The sequence below is a fragment of the Halomonas sp. 707B3 genome (assembly GCF_024158645.1).
Taxonomy (GTDB): domain Bacteria; phylum Pseudomonadota; class Gammaproteobacteria; order Pseudomonadales; family Halomonadaceae; genus Vreelandella; species Vreelandella lionensis.
This window is the reverse complement of sequence record NZ_JAMZBE010000023.1, coordinates 19,068-34,958: the sequence shown is the minus strand read 5'-3', so window position 1 is coordinate 34,958 and position 15,891 is coordinate 19,068. Positions and strand designations below refer to the sequence as shown.

Sequence of the window (15,891 nt, the reverse complement as noted above, 5' to 3'; positions counted from 1 at the left end):
GCACGGTGCGCACCGTGCTGTTAGCCATCAGCGCGTTGCCATCCAACGCCATGGGTTCGGCGTGAGTCACGCGCACCTCGTTCAACCCCTCGCGGGTAAAGCGCAGCGGCACCGCCTCTTCTTGGTTAATCAGGTCGGTTTGCACCCGAAAGGTGAGGGTTTCCACCATCGACTCGCCAATATCCAAGCCGTCTAACCGCTCCGGCGGCATTTGCGCCACCAGCGTCACCAGCGTGGTGTTCGCCAGCAAGCCCACCCACGGCGGCAGTTCCCCAAAGCGATTGAGCAGATCGGTTTGGCTCAAGCGCAGCGGCAGGCGCAGCGTGCCATCGGCAGCAATATCGCCCTGCAAGTTATTCACCTGATGGTGATGAATTTGCGGGGTCTCGCCATCCAGTTGGGTGATCGACGCCTGCACCTGAGACTGGCCAGGATCAAGCTGCCAATCCGCCTGCACCGGCAGCACCAACAGCAGCGGGAAAAGAGCCATCAAAGCTTTCAAAGCGATTCTCCATAGAAGCATTCACCACCAGACCCCAGCGCCGCCAATTAGTGCCGAAAAAATGCCGACTTCGCCGTAAGATAGCGCACCAAGGGGTAGCCTCGCCCCCCTACATTCGCTATTATATGCACGCTTTTCGGGCCTATAGCTCAGTTGGTTAGAGCAGGGGACTCATAATCCCTTGGTCGTAGGTTCAAGTCCTACTGGGCCCACCATTTCTAAGTCTCTCCCCCTAGATTGCCTTCTTCTTAAGCCCCTGACCAACGTCAGTAAACGGCTCCTTTGCCATATTCGCAGTTTCTCAAAACCTCATTTGTCTCTATTGGTTCTTCCACCGATCCTCCTTCGAACACCCCGTTCCTCCCCAACCTCTTGCCCCACCAGAGTGATTGTGGTTGTGAATAAAAATCCGTATCATTCGTCTTACTATAACGAACTCCTCATACCCGTTGAGACTCACTCATGCTCCGTAAAACCATGCCGTTTTCCGTCGCGCCGTTGCCTGCTGCCGTTCGCCGTTCACTGGTGGTGTCGCTCGGTGGAATGCTGTGCGCTGCGCCGATGGCCGCACTGGCTCAAGAAGACACCATCAATACCGGTACCACGGTGGTCACCGCGACCGCGTTGAAGGTAGATACCCCCGAGGTAGAAACGCCTCGCGCGATCTCTACCGTGAGCGCAGAAGAGCTGGAAACCCGTGGCGTTAATAAGTACGACGAAACGTTCCAGTATCGTTCTGGCGTTGTTTCCCAGCCCTATGGCGATGACAACAACACGGATTGGTTCTTCTTACGTGGCTTCAGCGCGGAAAGTGCGACCTACCAAGATGGCCTGCGTTTATTCCGCACCGGCGGCTACTTCTGGTGGATGAATGAGACGTTTGGCGTTGAGCGGGTGGATTTACTGAAAGGCCCGGCCTCTATTTTGTACGGTGAAGCGCCTCCCGGCGGTGTGATTAACGCCATCAGCAAGCGCCCGACCAGCGAACCACAGGGCACGTTGGAAATTGAGGCGGGCAACCAGCAGCATCGCCAGGTGGGCATTGATGTCTCTGGCCCGGTGGCCGAGCGTGACGATATGCGTTACCGCATGGTCGGGCTTTATCGCGATGGGGAAGGGGAACTTAACGGTAGCGAGAAGGAGCGCTACTACTTTGCGCCTAGCCTGGAAATGGATGTCAGCGACGATACCACAGTCACTTTCCTAGCCAGCGTGCAGAAAGATGAGGGTGTGCCCACTACCGGTTTCTTCCCGGCACTGGGTACGCTGAACGACTCTCCGTTCGGCCAAATCGACCCCGAGACCAACCTGGGTCAGCCGGATTACGACCGTTTAGATCAGCGCCAAGTGGGCATTGGTTACGAGCTTGAGCACCAGATCAACGATACGTGGGAGTTCCAACAGAACGCTCGCTATACGCATTTAGATCTTGAGCTGCGTAATGTTTATCCCAACTCGTTTGTTACCCCGCCGCGCAGTATTTCCCGTGGCGTGATTGATCGCGACGGCGAGTACGATGCGTTCAACATCGATAACCGCTTGATTGCACGCACCTACACCGACAACACGGAAAACACATTGCTGGTGGGCGCGGGCTATCAAGAGTTGAACCTGAACTACACCAACCGCGATAGCTTCCGTACCCTGGGCGATGGCTCTACGTTCTTCGCCAACGTCGATACCGTAGACCTCTACAACCCGGATTACGCCGCTTTTACCGCGCCGGATACCGGCGACCCCACCCAGCATGATGTGGACCGCCGTCAGTTTGGTATTTACGTGCAGGACCAGCTGCGCGTCGCGGATAAATGGGTCTTCCTCGCGGGTGCACGCTACGACAGCGTGGATAGCAGCGACGACTTCAGCGATGTCACCGGTAGCAGCAGCCAGGGCTACGATGACGAGCAGCTATCACTCACCGCTGGCGCCATGTACCTGGGCGATAACGGCATTTCACCTTACCTTAGCTACAGCGAGTCGTTTACACCTGTCGCGGGTATCGGGCCGGATGGTGCTAGCTATGAGCCGCTGGAAGGTAGCCAGCTAGAAGCCGGTGTGAAAATTGCCCCGTTTGATGTGGATGGCTATGTGACCATTGCCGTGTTTGACGTAGAAGAAGACAACACGCTGATTTCCACTAGCGCGCCGGTGCAGGAGCAAGCTGGCGAGCGTCGCTCCCAGGGTGTGGAGATTGAAGGTGTGGGCTACCTCACCGATGATCTACAGCTCACCGCGGCGTATACCTACACCGATGCGCGCTACGATGTTAGCGATGCCCAGCAGGATGAGCGTGTACCGCTGGTGCCTTTCCATATGGCCTCAGCGTGGCTGGATTACGATATGAGCAGCAGCTTGCCTGGGCTTTCCGTTGGGGCGGGCGTGCGTTATATCGGTGAAACGTCTCCGAGCCCTGGCAGCGGCATTAACCGCGATGTGCCTTCCACCACGCTTTACGATGCCATGGCCAGCTACGATATTAACGACAGCTGGGCCGCGCAGGTGAACGTGAACAATATCACCGATGAAGAGTACGTGAGCGGCTGCGATTTCTACTGCTATTACGGTGCTTCTCGCAGCGTGATCGGCAGCGTGAAGTACCGCTGGTAAGTGATCAGTAAGCGTCAACCCACAACGCCCGGCTTTAAGCCGGGCGTTGTTGTTCGTCGTTGTTGTTCGTCTATGTACTACCCATTCACCATCGCGTGCCATACGGTGCTTTCGGTGGGGCCTTGCGCTAGGTCAGCACAGGTATCCACACGCCACAGAGTGGTGGCTTGGCAGTGCACGGTCAGTTCCCCCTGCTGCTGGTCGAGCCGCCACTGAAAGCGTATCTCTCGCGCTTGGTCGTCGCCGTGATCGCTGATCAGAGCCAACGTGGGTTGTCTTGCCTCCGTGCTGAGCTGCGTCAACGCAGCGATTTCAGCACTCTGCTGTGCGGGAGTGAGCTGTGAGCTGCCGCGGTATCCGGGCAAAAAGCGCTGTTGGCGGGCTTCGGCCTGTAAGAAGGACAGCGCTTGTTCTGGCGTAATACGCCCATATTTGCGCACGTTTGGCAGCACGATCACGCTGGCGGCGAGTCGGCAGCCGCCGAGGTGGCTGCTCTCCCACACTTCGAACGGCAGCGGGTGCTCAGCTACCGTGCTGGCTAGCGCTTTGAACGTTTTATAACCGTACTTCGCGCAGCACTTATCTTTGGTGCCGTGGGTACAGCAAAGAACCAAATCATTGCGCATCGCTGGCTGCTCCCACTGGCTAAGGCGGGTGCCACTTTGAAAGGCGCTGAAGAACGCCTCTAACTCCCATCGTGCCACGCGAAAGCGGCGCCTCTCCGGCATCAGAAAGAGCTGATGCTGGTACTTTTCCATGCCCGGCTGTTGGATCAGGTTGATGCGCAGGCCATCGTCAGCCAGCGTATCTAGCGTTTGCTTTAATGAATCGCTCATATCGCTGGCGTGGTGTAGTTTGCGCTGCCACTTCGCGCGCGGCCAGCTAAGCAGTAAGTTGCGCTCGGCATGAGCGGCGCTACCGGCCAGCGGGTCGTGCTGTTCACGGCTTAAATCCGCGCAGAAGGTGTGGTTCATAGGGCTGCCTGTAACGTCGCCGAGGTGAAGGGCACGCACACTGGGCTGCCGCTAGCGGGGTCGCGCAGAATGTGAGCATCCAAGTCGAAGACGCGCTTTAGGTTGGCCGCGGTGAACACATCGCTTGGCGTGCCGCTGATGACGATTTGCCCGTCGCGCATCATGACTAGGTGGTCGGCGTAAGCGGCGGCGAGATTCAAGTCGTGCAGTACCAGCAGCAGCGTGCGGCCATGGTCGTGGGCCAGCCGAGATAGCAGCGCCAACAGCTCTACCTGCACCTTCAAGTCTAAAAAGGTGGTGGGTTCATCCAGCAAAATCAAATCGGTCTGCTGGGCGAGCACCATCGCGATCCAGCAGCGCTGGCGCTGGCCGCCAGAGAGCGCTTCCACATCTCGGTCGGCAAACTCGGTCACGTGCATATAGGCCATGGCTTCGGCGATGGCGTTGGCATCCTGCTGTGGATCTTTTTTCCAAAACCCTTGGTGGGGGAAGCGCCCCATCCCCACCAGCTGTTTTACGCTCAACCCCTCGGGGGCGATGGGGCCTTGCGGCAAAATGCCTAGCCGCTGGGCGACCTCCCGGGTGTTGCTGCGATGAATGTCCTTGCCATCGAGATAGACATGCCCGCCGCTGGGCGTCAGCGTGCGCGCCAGCGTTTTCAGCAGGGTCGATTTGCCGCTGCCATTGGGCCCTAGCAGCACGGTGAGTTGGCCTTCCGCTACAGCCATATCTACCCCTTGCAGGATGCGCTTGGTGTCGTAGCCAGCGTGCAGGCCGTCAGCGGTGAGTCGTGATGCAGGGTGGGAATAGGCGGGCATAAGGTAGGCTCAGGCAAGCTCAGTCACAGAATTAGGGCAGTCAGCACCCTAAGGCAAAATATTCTCATTTTCAATGTTGTTCTTGTGGCTGCCTGTTCTGTGTCATTGCGGACGTTCGAACGGTGCGTCCGCAACGGTAGACCTGCCTGTTTCTTTGTGCATAATATAATCATTATCATTTAGATCCGCGTTAGCATTTCAGCGGCCGCTAAAGTGATAATTCACCAAGGGTTCATTCGTACGACGTTACACACAACGCAAGGGAGCAGACATGCAAACGATGAAACACGCCGCTTTCTGGCCAACGATCACCTTGGCAGGATTAGTGGCAGCCACTCAGGCCAATGCCCAGCAAGAGGCAACTGAGATGGGGCAGTCGCTCAGCGAGTCATCGCCTACGATGGTCGTGACGGCGACGCGTAGCCGTAGTGAAGAGGGGAAAACGCCGCAGCGAGTGACGGTGATTACCCGTGAGCAGATCGAACAGCAGCTCGCCATCACCGACGACCCTGGCCAGGTCTTGAGCAACTTGATTCCCTCCTTTTCACCTAGCCGTCAGAAGCTGTCCAACGCCGGAGAGACGCTGCGCGGGCGCGATGCGCTGTTCCTGATCGATGGCGTGCCTCAGTCCAATCCGCTGCGCGATAGCTCTCGTGACAGTTACACCATCGACCTCTCCATGGTCGAGCGGATTGAAGTGATTCACGGGGCCAGCGCCGAGCATGGTTTGGGAGCCACCGGCGGTTTGATCAACTTCGTCACCCGTCGGGCCGAAGGGGGCGGTATTAGCCAAAGCGCGGGCATTAGCGTCACCATTGACGACGACCTGCACTCGGAAGGCTTGGGCAACAAGCTCAACTATCGCATTAGCGGCCAGCAGGGCGACTGGGATTTTGTAGCCGCGGCTACTCGCCAAGAGCGGGGCGTGTTTTACGATGGCGGCGACCGTCGCGTGGGCATTGCCTACCCCGGCGAGCTGCAAAACTCGGAAAGTTACGACCTGTTCGGCAAGTTAGGCTACTGGATCGACGACAATCAGAATATCGAGCTGTCGCTCAATCATTTTGATTTGGAAGAGGGCGACGACTACGTGCCCGTGGTGGGCGACCGCGATGCGGGCATCCCGACCAGCGCCGAGCGGGGCACACCCGACGGCGCGCCAGGCTTTAATGAAGTCACCACCGCCCGCTTGGCGTACTCCCACGCGGATTGGTACGGCAACGCGGTCGATGCCCAGGTGTATCGCCAGCGCTTCCGAGCGCGCTTTGCCACCACGCCGTTCTTCCCTTACCTGGATGGCAACGGCAATACCCAGTTCGACCAAACCCGTAACGAATCGGATAAACAGGGCGCCAAGTTCACCCTAAACCGCCAGGGCATGCTGGATGACCGGCTCGGCGTGACGGTGGGGTTAGACATCCTCGAGGATGAAACCCGCCAAATGCTGGTAGAGACCGGGCGTACCTACGTGCCGGAAAGCCGCTACAGCAACATTGCGCCGTTCTTGCAGGGTCAGTTCAAGATCGCCGACCCGCTCACGCTGCATGCCGGCGTTCGCCATGAGCACGCCGATCTTGAGGTGGATGCCTATGAGACGATTGACCGTAGCAACGTCACTCAAGACAACGTCGCGGTAGGGGGCGGCAATCCCAGTTTCGATGAAACGCTCTACAACGTGGGGTTGACGTACCAGGCCACGGAGTGGGCACAGCTGTATGCCAGCTACTCGGAAGGTTTTGGCATGCCGGACGTTGGTCGCGTGCTGCGGGGCATCAGCGAACCGGGCCAGGATGTGGATACGCTGCTTCAATTACAGCCCATCGTCACCGATAACCAGGAAATTGGCGCGCGTTTCGACTGGGAGCGTTACGGCCTGGAAGTCAGCTACTACGAATCGAACTCTGACTTTGGCCAGCGCTTGGCCGAACAGAACGGTACGTGGGTGGGCAGCCGGGAGAAAACCGAAATCCAAGGGGTGGAAGTGACCGGCAACATGCAGATCAATGACTACCATGACCTGTCGCTCTCCTACGCCCATACCCAAGGCAAGTCAGACCAAGACGGCGATGGCAGCGTGGACACCAAGCTTACCGGGATCAATATTGCGCCCGATACGCTCAAGCTGGGCTGGAGCGCCGTATGGAATGACCGTCTCTCGACCCGCCTACAGGGCCGCTATTACTTCGACCGCAGCGTCGATAACCCGGCGCTCGACTTCGATGGCTACGGTTTGGTGGATGCCTCGCTGGCCTATCAGCTCCCTACGGGGCAGCTATCGCTGGGTATCGAGAACCTGACCGACGAAGACTACCTCACCTATTACTCTCAAGCCGCTCGCATCAGCGATGAGTACTACTTCACCGGTCGTGGGCGCACGTTCACGGTGGGGTATCAGCTGGATTTTTAAGGCTTAACGCTGGCGCGCCCGATACAAGAGATAAACAAAAAAGGGCGCGCCAATGCCCGCAACGAAAATACCGGCAGGCAGGTCGTTAGGCAAAAAGGCGACGCGGCCAAGCAGGTCGGCATAAAGCACGATTAATGCACCTACCAGTGCGGATGCAGGCAGTAGCCGCGCTAAATGTCGGCCCACCCATCGCGCCGCTAGGTGCGGTGCCATGAGGCCCACAAAGCTGAGCCCTCCCGCCACGGCCACCGCAGCACCGGCCAGCACCACGCTACAGGCAAGCAGCACGATTCGGCTGCGCAGTAACGGCACGCCTAACCCTTGGGCTACGCTGTCGCCAAGCGCCATCGTATCGGCGTGGCGCGTTAGCAGAAAACTCACCGGCGTCGCTAACAGTAGCCACGGCAGCAGGCTGGCCACATCGACCCATTGGGCGGCGTATAAGCTGCCGGTCAGCCAGGTATAGGCGCTCATGGCGGCGGAGTCGTCACTCATCACGATCAGTAGCGTAGTGCCCGCGCCCATGGCGGCGGCTAGGCCAATGCCCACTAGCACCAAGCGCGCAGGGCTAATACCACGCTGCCATGCCAAGCTGACCACAAGCAGAGCGGCGAATAAGGCTCCGAGCATGGCCGCCACCGGTAGCCAGCCGATGCTAACGTGCGAACTGAGCAACGCGATAAAGAGAACAGCGGCTAGCGCCGCGCCGCTGGTAATGCCAATAACATCCGGCGAGGCAAGCGGGTTACGCACGATGCTTTGCAGAATGGCGCCTGCCATTGCCAGCGCCGCCCCTACCAGGATCGCCAGCACAATACGCGGTAGCCTAAGCTGCCAAATAATGAACGTCAGCTCGCTATCCGCTGGGTTAATAAGGGAATGCCCGACTTGCAGTGGTGGAGTAGGAAAACTTCCCAAGCAAAGCGACAGAGCCGCGCTTAGCACAAGCCCCACACTCAATAGCAGCAGCGTGAGACGAAAACGTGTGCCAAGCGCGTTGCTGGCGTCAGAAGGAGAGAGCGCTGCGAGTGTCATTGGCGAGCCATGTTGCGTCGTGCGAGGTAAATAAAGAAAGGCGTACCAATGAGCGCTGTCATGACGCCGACCGGCACTTCCTGTGGAGGAATTAAAAACCGCGATGCCGTATCGGCCAGCAGAAGCAAGCAAGCGCCCAAAACGGCACAGCCAGGAAGCATCCAGCGATGGTCAATGCCAAAAAGACGGCGGGCCATGTGGGGCACAATTAACCCGACAAACCCAATCATGCCCGCCAGGGCCACTGAGCTGCCTGCCAATACAATCACAACCAGGCCCAGAAGCAGTTTGATGCTGCCCGCGCGCATGCCTAGGCTTGTCACCATGTCATCACCTAATAACAGCGCATTGGCGTGACGTATCAAGAGGGCGCTAAGCACTATGGCACCACCAAACAGCGGTAGCAGCGGCAATACTAGGTCAAGGTCGCGTCCCGCTACAGAACCCGCTAGCCAATAAAGCACGCTTTCAAAGCTCTGCTGGTCGACCACCAGGAGCCCCTGGCTGAAGGAGACAAACATCGCGGTCACCGCGACCCCTGCCAGCACCACCCGCAGCGGCGAGTTCTCGCCATAGCGCCCGCGACTTAGCAACGCCACTAAACTTGCTGCCACTAGCGCGCCGAGTAGGGCGGCACCCACATAATGGGCAGGCGTATGCAGCGGCAGTAGCGCTACCGCTACCACGACGAAAAACATCGCCCCGGCGTTAATGCCTAAAATACCCGGCGAGGCGAGCGGGTTGCGAGTCATGGTCTGCATCAGTGCGCCCGCTACGGCCAAGCTAGCACCCACGAGCGCCGCCACCACGGCGCGTGGCAGGCGCTCGGTATATAGAATGATATGCGCCACATTAGCGGGATCGTAAGCGGTTAGCATACGCCACAGTGCCGACCACTCTAGCGGGGTGGTGCCGAGCATGACGCTGCCGATAAACGCCAGTAGCGTCATGGCAGCGCCTGCTAGCAACCCTAACCACTTAGCAGAGCTGCTGTTCAGCATGAGGGCCGCTCCTGAATGCATAAAGCGCAGTGTGGCAAGCAGCCATCGGTGGCCGGGGTGAGCTGATAGTAGCGGTAAAGGTCATCCAGCATGGCGTTGGCCGCCAAAATACCGCCGCCCATCATCCAACTAACGGGGTCTGCCTCAAATACTTGGCCGCGCTGCACAGCCGTTAGCTGTTGCCACAAAGGGTGAGAAGCCCAGTGTTGGTAGTTGGCCGCAATGGCTGGGTCATCTGGCTCCAGCAGCACAAAGATGACATCAGCCTCAAGCACCGGAATGTTCTCCGTGCTGGCAAGCTTCATCCCCCAGTCTTGAGAGGCCAGCGTCTCGGGTTGTTCAAAGCCCAGCTCATCTAGAATCGAACCGGCAAACCCGCTGGTATAGATCCGCACATGATCGCTTTTAAAGCGCACGACGGCGACTTTTTGCGGCCATTGGCCCCCTAGCTGATCAGCGATCTGCTGGCGAAAGTCCGCCACGCGGGTTTCCCAGCGCTGCAGCAGCGCTTGGGCTTGCTGTTCGCGCTCGCTGGCCTCGGCCACCAGCGCTAACGTCGTTTTGAAATCATAGACGGTGTTGGCGTAAACGCTGGTCGCCATGGCGCTTAACAGCGGGGCGACGCGTTCGTGCCGAAAGTGACTGGCGATAATGGCATCCGGGTTCAGCCAAGCCACTTTCTCAAGGTTCGGCTGGGTTTCCAGCCCCACGTGCTCAACATTGGTAAGCGCATCGCGTAAATAGCGGTAGGTGGGCTTTTCCAGCCAAGCGTCAACCACGCCAACGGGGGTAATTCCGAGAGCTACGGCACTGTCCGTGGCTCCTTGGTAGAGCGTTACTAGGCGTGGTTGGTCACATTGAGTAGGTAAATCAGCAGTGGTGGCTACTTCATTGGCTATAGCAAAGAAAGGCAGCAGGGTGGAGCAAAAAATAAGCAACACCCGCCACCCTGTGCGGCTGCCATAAGCGTCTGCTGTCTGCATACGTGCCCTTCGGTGTCACGAAGAAAGGCGAAATCATGGCATGTTGTAAAAGCTAATGCAAAGCATTATCAAATAAGGGCTGCCACTACCTCCACCGCCCCAAATACTCCCACCCCGGCGGCCACCGGCCAGCCCAGTGAGCGCAGGCGACGCCACACCAACAGCGTAACGCTCAGGCCAATCGCGGTGGCCAACCAAGAGACAGGGCTGGGGTTGGCGGGCACAATCGAGACGCCCAACACGGCGGCAATCATCATGGGGCCCAGAATCACCAGCCATTGGGGCATGGCGTTCATTCCCGTTGCGCTGCCCAACCGCCGCTGCATCCATAAAAAGGGCACCACTCGCATCAGCAGCGTGCCGAGTGCGCAGATAATGACGGCGATCCACATGGCGCTGCTCATGGGCGGCTCCTCCGTGGTTGAAAGGTGACCGTGTAGAAGCACAGCGCGCCGCAGGCAGCTGCAAGGGGAATCGCCACGTTGCTCCACCCGGCCAGGTTCAACCCCAGCGCGGCAAAAATGGTACATAGCATGGCGGCAGCCCAGCGCTTGTCGGTAAAGCGCGGTGCCACCATGGTAAGAAATAGGGCTGGAAGTGCGAAGGGCATGATCTCCCCCAGCAGCGGCCAGCGGGCGGTGACCGCCTCGCCGCCGGACGCGCCGACGATGGTACCGATGATCCACACCGACCACGCCAGCAGCGAGGCGCCTACAAACCAGCTAAACCGTTTTACTTCCGGTAGCTGGGGGAGCCGTGTGAGCGCCAAAGCAAAGACTTGATCGGTCAGGCCGTGCATCAGCCAAGGCCAGTGGCGGCTTCGGGGCAGCAGCGCGGCCAAATTGGGGCCGTACACCACGTGGCGCACGTTGATGAGTAGCGTCATGGCCACCACCAGCCATAGCGGCGCACCAGCGGCAATCATGCCCACGAACAGAAACTGCGAGGCACCCGCGTAGATCAGCGCTGAAATGGCGGCCGCTTCCCAAGTGGTAAAACCGGCCTGGGTCGCGACCAAACCAAACGAGAGCGCGACCGGAATATAGCCGCCTAACAACGGAATTGCTTCACGCACGCCCTGTAAGGCAGAGCGCAGCGGTGAGTGGTTGGCGTGCACCGTGTGATCGGCTGGCTGGCTCATGGTGGGGTCCCTTCTTGGCCGTAGGTGACGGTGAGTAGCAGGGTGGCTTCATCGGTGTGCGTACGGTACAGGTGCGGCTGGTCGGCCTGAAAGGTGATGCTTTCGCCAGGGGTGAGCGTGGTGGTCGCACCCTCTGGGCCTACTTCTAACCATCCGCTAATGAGCGTCAGCGTTTCCCGCGTGCCCAGGGTATGGGCCTCGGCGTGGCGCAGCGTATTGGGCGCGCAGCGCATCCAGTAGGCATCCACCTGTGGCACGCCCTTACCCTGGTCGATCAACTGTACCTGCACGCCATCCTCACCGAGCGGTACGCTGATCGGTGCCACCAGGGTGCCAAACGGAACGTTGAGTTGGACGGCCAGCCGCCAAATGGTGTCTAGCGTGGGGTTACCGTTGCCCTGTTCTAAGCGGCATAGGTTGGATTTCGCGATGCCTGCCGCGCTGGCAAGCTGTGAAAGTGAGAAACCCTGGGTTTTACGAAGCGCTTGGAGGTGTAGGCCTAGCGTAACAAGAGAGTGCTCATCCATGGTGATTGCCCGTTGTTCCTTTTATAGAACGTTCTATATAAGGAACAGCGGGCTGTCAATCGACAAGCAGTAAAGAAGTGGTTAGGTGAGCTTGCGCGCTCGGCAGGCGGCGGCGGTAAACAGCACGTCGGTGGAGGAGTTAAGCGCCGTTTCGGTGGAGTCTTGCACCACGCTAATCACAAAGCCAATGGCGACGGCCTGCATGGCCACTTCGGTCGGAATGCCGAACAGGCTGGCGGCCATGGGAATCAGCATCAACGAACCGCCCGCCACGCCAGACACACCGCAGGCCGCCAGAGCCGATACGATGCAGAGCAGCAGCGCAGTGGGGAAATCCACGCTAATTCCCAGGGTGTGCGTAGTCGCCAGCGTAATCACGGTAATGGTGATCGCCGCGCCGCACATATTGATGGTGGCGCCCAGCGGAATGGAGATTGAGTAGGTGTCGGCATCCAGGTCTAAGCGGCGGCACAGCTCCAGGTTCACCGGGATATTGGCTGCCGAGCTGCGGGTGAAAAATGCCGTAATAGCGCTGCCCCGTAGGCAGGCAAACACCAGCGGATAAGGGTTTTTGCGGGTGGCTAAATAGACCAGCAGCGGGTTACTCACCAGCGCCACAAATAGCATACAGCCAACGATCACCCCCAATAGCTGGGCGTAGCTAAGCAGTGCCTGCACGCCAGACTCCGCCAGCGTACCGGCCACCAAGCCGAAAATACCCAGCGGGGCTAAGCGAATCACCAGCGTGACAATACGCGTAATGGCGGCGGATAAGTCGCTAAGCGCTTGGCGGGTAGTGTCGCTGGCTTGGCGCAGCGTTAACCCCAGGCCAATCGCCCAGGCCAGAATGGCGATGAAATTGGCGTCCATCAGAGCCGTCACAGGGTTCGCCACCGCGTTGAGCAGTAAGTCACGCAGCACGGTAAAAATATCGCTCGGCGGGTTGCCGTCGACTTGGCCTGCATCCAGCGCCAGCTCCGTAGGGAACGCAAAGCTGGCCGCCACGGCAATTAACGCGGCAATCAGCGTACCCGTGACATATAGCACCAATACCGAGCGGATATGGGTGGGTTGGCCTGCTTGGTGGGCGGCAATGGCCGCCGCCACCAGTACGAAGACTAAAATCGGCGCAACCGCTTGCAGCGCAGCAATAAACAGCTGGCCAAGTAGCGCAACATCTCTGGCAATCCCAGGGGTGAATAGAGCTAGCAGCACCCCAGCGGCAATACCAATCACAATTTGAGGGATAAGGCCCAGCCGTAAAATTGGCCGAAATACGGCATTGACGGTGGCAAACATTGCGCGACTCTCAGGTAGTAGAAGAGGGAAGCGGTGTGGCGGTCAGCCACAACGCGCCTGAAAGGGGCAGCATTCTAACAGTTGCAGGCACGCCTTGGGCGGATGTGTAAAAAAACGTGACCTGCTATCTCTGTCATAAGCGCCAGATTATACTTCGCTTGCTGCCATCACTAATCGCAGCACGGCGCTTGCGCCTCAAACCCTCGCTTTTCCTCTAAAAAAGAAAAAGGAATGCTTCCATGCGCATTAAGGTGTTTCTGGCTGCACTGCTGATGCTGTGCAGCTCGTCGCTGGTCATGGCGGCCGACTACTACGTCGATATCACCAACCGTACTGGCTACACCATTTACTATATGTACGTGAGCCCGGCGGATTCGAAAAGTTGGGAGGAGGACGTGCTGGGCAGCGACGTGTTGATGAATGGGGATACCCAGCGCGTGACGCTAACGGGGTATAAAAGTCCCTTATTCGATATTCGCTTGGTCGACGAGGACGATGACAGCTATACCTTCTGGAACGTCGATGTTTCTACCCAAGATATCGTGGTGACGCTGGATAATCTGGACTAATAACGGGCAAGCGGCTTGCAACCCATTGGGAAGCAAGTGTTTTGCTATCAGCATGTTCTGCGTGCTTATTGCGCTACAGATTAAGCACTGGAATCACTGAAAACAAAGCCAAGCAAACTCATCTACGAAGACTAATCGACAATAATTATTTCGACTAAAGTGGTTAGACTTTGGTTGTAATTGCCGCCAATTTACTGGACTAATGGCCTATTGCAGTGAATAAAGGGCACCCTAAAAGCCAGCGGCGCTGGCAAAAAATGCCATAGGGACAGCTAAGTCCTGAACCCTTTCGTTCACCCTGACTGCGAGCGGTACTTCCATAATGCGCAGAACTGCCACGATGACGCTGTGGGATCAGCTTTGGCACTCCCACGACCAAGTTAAAAATCTCCTGATGTGTGCGTTGCCGACCTCAAGTGCTGGAGGCTCCTCATCCCGAAGTGACTCCCATAAGACCCAGGGCAGCGGCGGCCATTCGCCCCGTCCGCCCGTGTATAGTACGGCACAGAAAATCGGCTTGGTGCTGGGCCCTTTGCTGTTTGCTTTGGTCGTGATGTTTTTCCACCCCGCCGGCTTGAGCTTCGAAGGGCGCATGGTGCTGGCAACTACTTTATGGGTGGCGGTGTGGTGGATTACCGAGGCCATTCCTATCCCGGTGACGTCACTGCTGCCCATTATTCTGCTGCCGATTACCGGAGTGCTGGAGAGCAGTGCCGTAACGGCGGCGTACGGTAACCCGATTATTTTCCTGTTCCTGGGCGGCTTTATGATCGCCTTGGCAATGGAGAAGTGGGATCTGCACAAGCGCATCGCGCTGTCGATTATCTCCTTGCTAGGCACCAGCATTAACAGCATCGTGTTTGGCTTTATGGCGGCCACGGGCTTCTTGTCCATGTGGGTATCCAATACCGCTGCCGTCATGATGATGCTGCCCATTGGTACCGCCATTGTCTACCAGGTGACCCAGGAGCTGAACAAAACCGAAGGAGATCACAGCGACGAGATTGATAAGTTCAGTAAGTCGCTGATTTTTGGCGTGGGCTACGGGGGCACCATTGGCGGTTTGGGCACGCTCATTGGCACGCCGCCGAACATTATCCTGGCGGCGATCGTGAACGAGCTGTTCGGTGTCGAGATTTCGTTCGCGGGCTGGCTGATGTTTGCCTTCCCGGTGGTAGTGACGCTGCTGGTGATTGGCTGGGTGATGCTCACACGCTTCATTTATCCGATCAAGCTCGCCAAATTGCCGGGCGGCCGAGCGCTGATCCGCAAAGAGAAAGAAGCGCTGGGTAGGATCACCTTCGAAGAGAAGGCGGTGCTCGGTGTGTTCCTGTTTGCCGCGTTTTTCTGGATTACCCGCTCGTTCCTATGGCAGGGGCAGATCCTGACGATCCCCGGCATTAACGACACCATGATTGCGATTACCGCTGCCGTGGCGCTGTTTCTCATTCCTTCTCCCAACAAAGGTGGCTGCCTGCTGGGGTGGGATGTGGCCAAAGACGTACCGTGGGGTATCTTGCTGCTGTTCGGCGGCGGCTTGGCGATTGCCGCAGGTTTTGGCTCATCGGGTCTGGCTTCATGGATTGGCGGCCAAATGAGCGTGCTAGAAGGCGTCAACTTCCTGCTGGTCATTTTGCTGGCGACAGGCATGGTGCTATTTTTGACCGAGATTACCTCCAACACGGCCACAGCGACGATGATTTTGCCGGTGCTAGCCTCATTGGCGCTGGCGCTCGATATTCATCCGTTCGTGCTGATGGTGCCAGCGGCCATGGCGGCCAACTGCGCCTTCATGCTACCGGTAGGCACCCCACCCAATGCGATCATCTTCTCCACGGGTAAAATCAAAATCATCGAGATGGTGCGCAACGGTTTCTGGCTCAACATCATTGCGATGCTGTTGATCGTGGCCGCGGTCTACTTCCTGCTGCCGATGCTGTGGGGCGTGGACCTCACCACCTACCCGGATGCGTTTAGAGACTAACCCGCGACGTGTTCCGCATTAATCGCCCCGCCTCGTGCGGGGCT

14 protein-coding genes and 1 tRNA gene are annotated in these 15,891 nt (G+C 58.1%); 5 read left to right on the top strand and 10 right to left on the bottom strand.

The window, feature by feature from the left end; genetic code table 11:
• Positions 1-502, bottom strand: a 502-nt coding sequence (locus tag BIS10_RS05260; RefSeq protein WP_253503150.1) for a hypothetical protein, incomplete at its 3' end; no start/stop codon positions are given.
• Between the two features lie 138 nt (positions 503-640).
• Here BIS10_RS05260 and BIS10_RS05255 point away from each other — a divergent pair.
• Both BIS10_RS05255 and BIS10_RS05250 read left to right on the top strand, forming a co-directional pair.
• Positions 641-717: transfer RNA gene (locus BIS10_RS05255), tRNA-Ile, on the top strand.
• Positions 718-964: 247 nt separating this feature from the next.
• The gene (locus tag BIS10_RS05250) at positions 965-3,109 is read left to right on the top strand and encodes a TonB-dependent siderophore receptor (protein ID WP_253503147.1); all 2,145 of its coding nucleotides are present in this window, start codon (positions 965-967) and stop codon (positions 3,107-3,109) included.
• A gap of 77 nt (positions 3,110-3,186) precedes the next feature.
• Here the strand turns inward: BIS10_RS05250 and BIS10_RS05245 are convergent, their stop codons facing one another.
• Complete coding sequence (locus BIS10_RS05245; RefSeq protein ID WP_253503144.1) at positions 3,187-4,083, bottom strand: sucrase ferredoxin; 897 nt, start codon at positions 4,081-4,083, stop codon at positions 3,187-3,189.
• The gene (locus tag BIS10_RS05240; protein WP_228219565.1) at positions 4,080-4,901 is read right to left on the bottom strand and encodes an ABC transporter ATP-binding protein; all 822 of its coding nucleotides are present in this window, start codon (positions 4,899-4,901) and stop codon (positions 4,080-4,082) included. The genes BIS10_RS05245 and BIS10_RS05240 overlap by 4 nt, the downstream gene beginning before the upstream one ends.
• A gap of 280 nt (positions 4,902-5,181) precedes the next feature.
• Between BIS10_RS05240 and BIS10_RS05235 the strand changes: the two genes are divergently transcribed.
• The gene (locus BIS10_RS05235; protein WP_392567151.1) at positions 5,182-7,308 is read left to right on the top strand and encodes a TonB-dependent receptor; all 2,127 of its coding nucleotides are present in this window, start codon (positions 5,182-5,184) and stop codon (positions 7,306-7,308) included.
• A gap of 3 nt (positions 7,309-7,311) precedes the next feature.
• Here the strand turns inward: BIS10_RS05235 and BIS10_RS05230 are convergent, their stop codons facing one another.
• The 7 genes from BIS10_RS05230 to sstT all read right to left on the bottom strand — a co-directional run bounded on the left by BIS10_RS05230 (position 7,312) and on the right by sstT (position 13,294).
• Positions 7,312-8,343 (bottom strand): iron ABC transporter permease, encoded by a 1,032-nt coding sequence (locus tag BIS10_RS05230; protein WP_253503139.1) that lies wholly within the window; start codon positions 8,341-8,343, stop codon positions 7,312-7,314.
• Positions 8,340-9,344, bottom strand: coding sequence for an iron ABC transporter permease (locus BIS10_RS05225; RefSeq protein WP_253503136.1), 1,005 nt, complete (start codon positions 9,342-9,344; stop codon positions 8,340-8,342). The genes BIS10_RS05230 and BIS10_RS05225 overlap by 4 nt, the downstream gene beginning before the upstream one ends.
• Entirely contained in the window at positions 9,338-10,327 is a 990-nt protein-coding gene (locus BIS10_RS05220; protein WP_253503133.1) for an ABC transporter substrate-binding protein, read from the bottom strand. The genes BIS10_RS05225 and BIS10_RS05220 overlap by 7 nt, the downstream gene beginning before the upstream one ends.
• Before the next feature lie 68 nt (positions 10,328-10,395).
• Positions 10,396-10,731: an AzlD domain-containing protein gene (locus tag BIS10_RS05215; RefSeq protein WP_253503131.1), complete on the bottom strand. Its 336-nt coding sequence runs from the start codon at positions 10,729-10,731 to the stop codon at positions 10,396-10,398.
• Complete coding sequence (locus tag BIS10_RS05210; protein WP_253503128.1) at positions 10,728-11,468, bottom strand: AzlC family ABC transporter permease; 741 nt, start codon at positions 11,466-11,468, stop codon at positions 10,728-10,730. The genes BIS10_RS05215 and BIS10_RS05210 overlap by 4 nt, the downstream gene beginning before the upstream one ends.
• Positions 11,465-11,995 carry a helix-turn-helix domain-containing protein gene (locus BIS10_RS05205; protein WP_062375408.1) on the bottom strand — a complete coding sequence of 177 codons (531 nt, stop codon included), beginning with the start codon at positions 11,993-11,995 and terminating at the stop codon, positions 11,465-11,467. The genes BIS10_RS05210 and BIS10_RS05205 overlap by 4 nt, the downstream gene beginning before the upstream one ends.
• Before the next feature lie 81 nt (positions 11,996-12,076).
• The gene (gene sstT, locus BIS10_RS05200; RefSeq protein ID WP_062375409.1) at positions 12,077-13,294 is read right to left on the bottom strand and encodes a serine/threonine transporter SstT; all 1,218 of its coding nucleotides are present in this window, start codon (positions 13,292-13,294) and stop codon (positions 12,077-12,079) included.
• A gap of 239 nt (positions 13,295-13,533) precedes the next feature.
• Between sstT and BIS10_RS05195 the strand changes: the two genes are divergently transcribed.
• Together BIS10_RS05195 and BIS10_RS05190 are read left to right on the top strand one after the other, a co-directional pair.
• Positions 13,534-13,863, top strand: coding sequence for a hypothetical protein (locus BIS10_RS05195; RefSeq protein ID WP_054641473.1), 330 nt, complete (start codon positions 13,534-13,536; stop codon positions 13,861-13,863).
• Positions 13,864-14,203: 340 nt separating this feature from the next.
• Complete coding sequence (locus BIS10_RS05190) at positions 14,204-15,847, top strand: DASS family sodium-coupled anion symporter (protein ID WP_335589508.1); 1,644 nt, start codon at positions 14,204-14,206, stop codon at positions 15,845-15,847.
• Positions 15,848-15,891 lie beyond the last annotated feature (44 nt).

Coding starts and splice junctions, on each gene's coding strand:
- BIS10_RS05190 (WP_335589508.1), top strand. CDS start 14,204: ATGACGCTGTGGGATCAGCTTTGGCACTCCCACGACCAAGTTAAAAAT.
- BIS10_RS05230 (WP_253503139.1), bottom strand. CDS start 8,343: ATGACACTCGCAGCGCTCTCTCCTTCTGACGCCAGCAACGCGCTTGGC.
- BIS10_RS05210 (WP_253503128.1), bottom strand. CDS start 11,468: ATGAGCCAGCCAGCCGATCACACGGTGCACGCCAACCACTCACCGCTG.
- BIS10_RS05205 (WP_062375408.1), bottom strand. CDS start 11,995: ATGGATGAGCACTCTCTTGTTACGCTAGGCCTACACCTCCAAGCGCTT.
- BIS10_RS05240 (WP_228219565.1), bottom strand. CDS start 4,901: ATGCCCGCCTATTCCCACCCTGCATCACGACTCACCGCTGACGGCCTG.
- BIS10_RS05220 (WP_253503133.1), bottom strand. CDS start 10,327: ATGCAGACAGCAGACGCTTATGGCAGCCGCACAGGGTGGCGGGTGTTG.
- BIS10_RS05215 (WP_253503131.1), bottom strand. CDS start 10,731: ATGAGCAGCGCCATGTGGATCGCCGTCATTATCTGCGCACTCGGCACG.
- BIS10_RS05225 (WP_253503136.1), bottom strand. CDS start 9,344: ATGCTGAACAGCAGCTCTGCTAAGTGGTTAGGGTTGCTAGCAGGCGCT.
- BIS10_RS05245 (WP_253503144.1), bottom strand. CDS start 4,083: ATGAACCACACCTTCTGCGCGGATTTAAGCCGTGAACAGCACGACCCG.
- BIS10_RS05250 (WP_253503147.1), top strand. CDS start 965: ATGCTCCGTAAAACCATGCCGTTTTCCGTCGCGCCGTTGCCTGCTGCC.
- BIS10_RS05235 (WP_392567151.1), top strand. CDS start 5,182: ATGAAACACGCCGCTTTCTGGCCAACGATCACCTTGGCAGGATTAGTG.
- sstT (WP_062375409.1), bottom strand. CDS start 13,294: ATGTTTGCCACCGTCAATGCCGTATTTCGGCCAATTTTACGGCTGGGC.
- BIS10_RS05195 (WP_054641473.1), top strand. CDS start 13,534: ATGCGCATTAAGGTGTTTCTGGCTGCACTGCTGATGCTGTGCAGCTCG.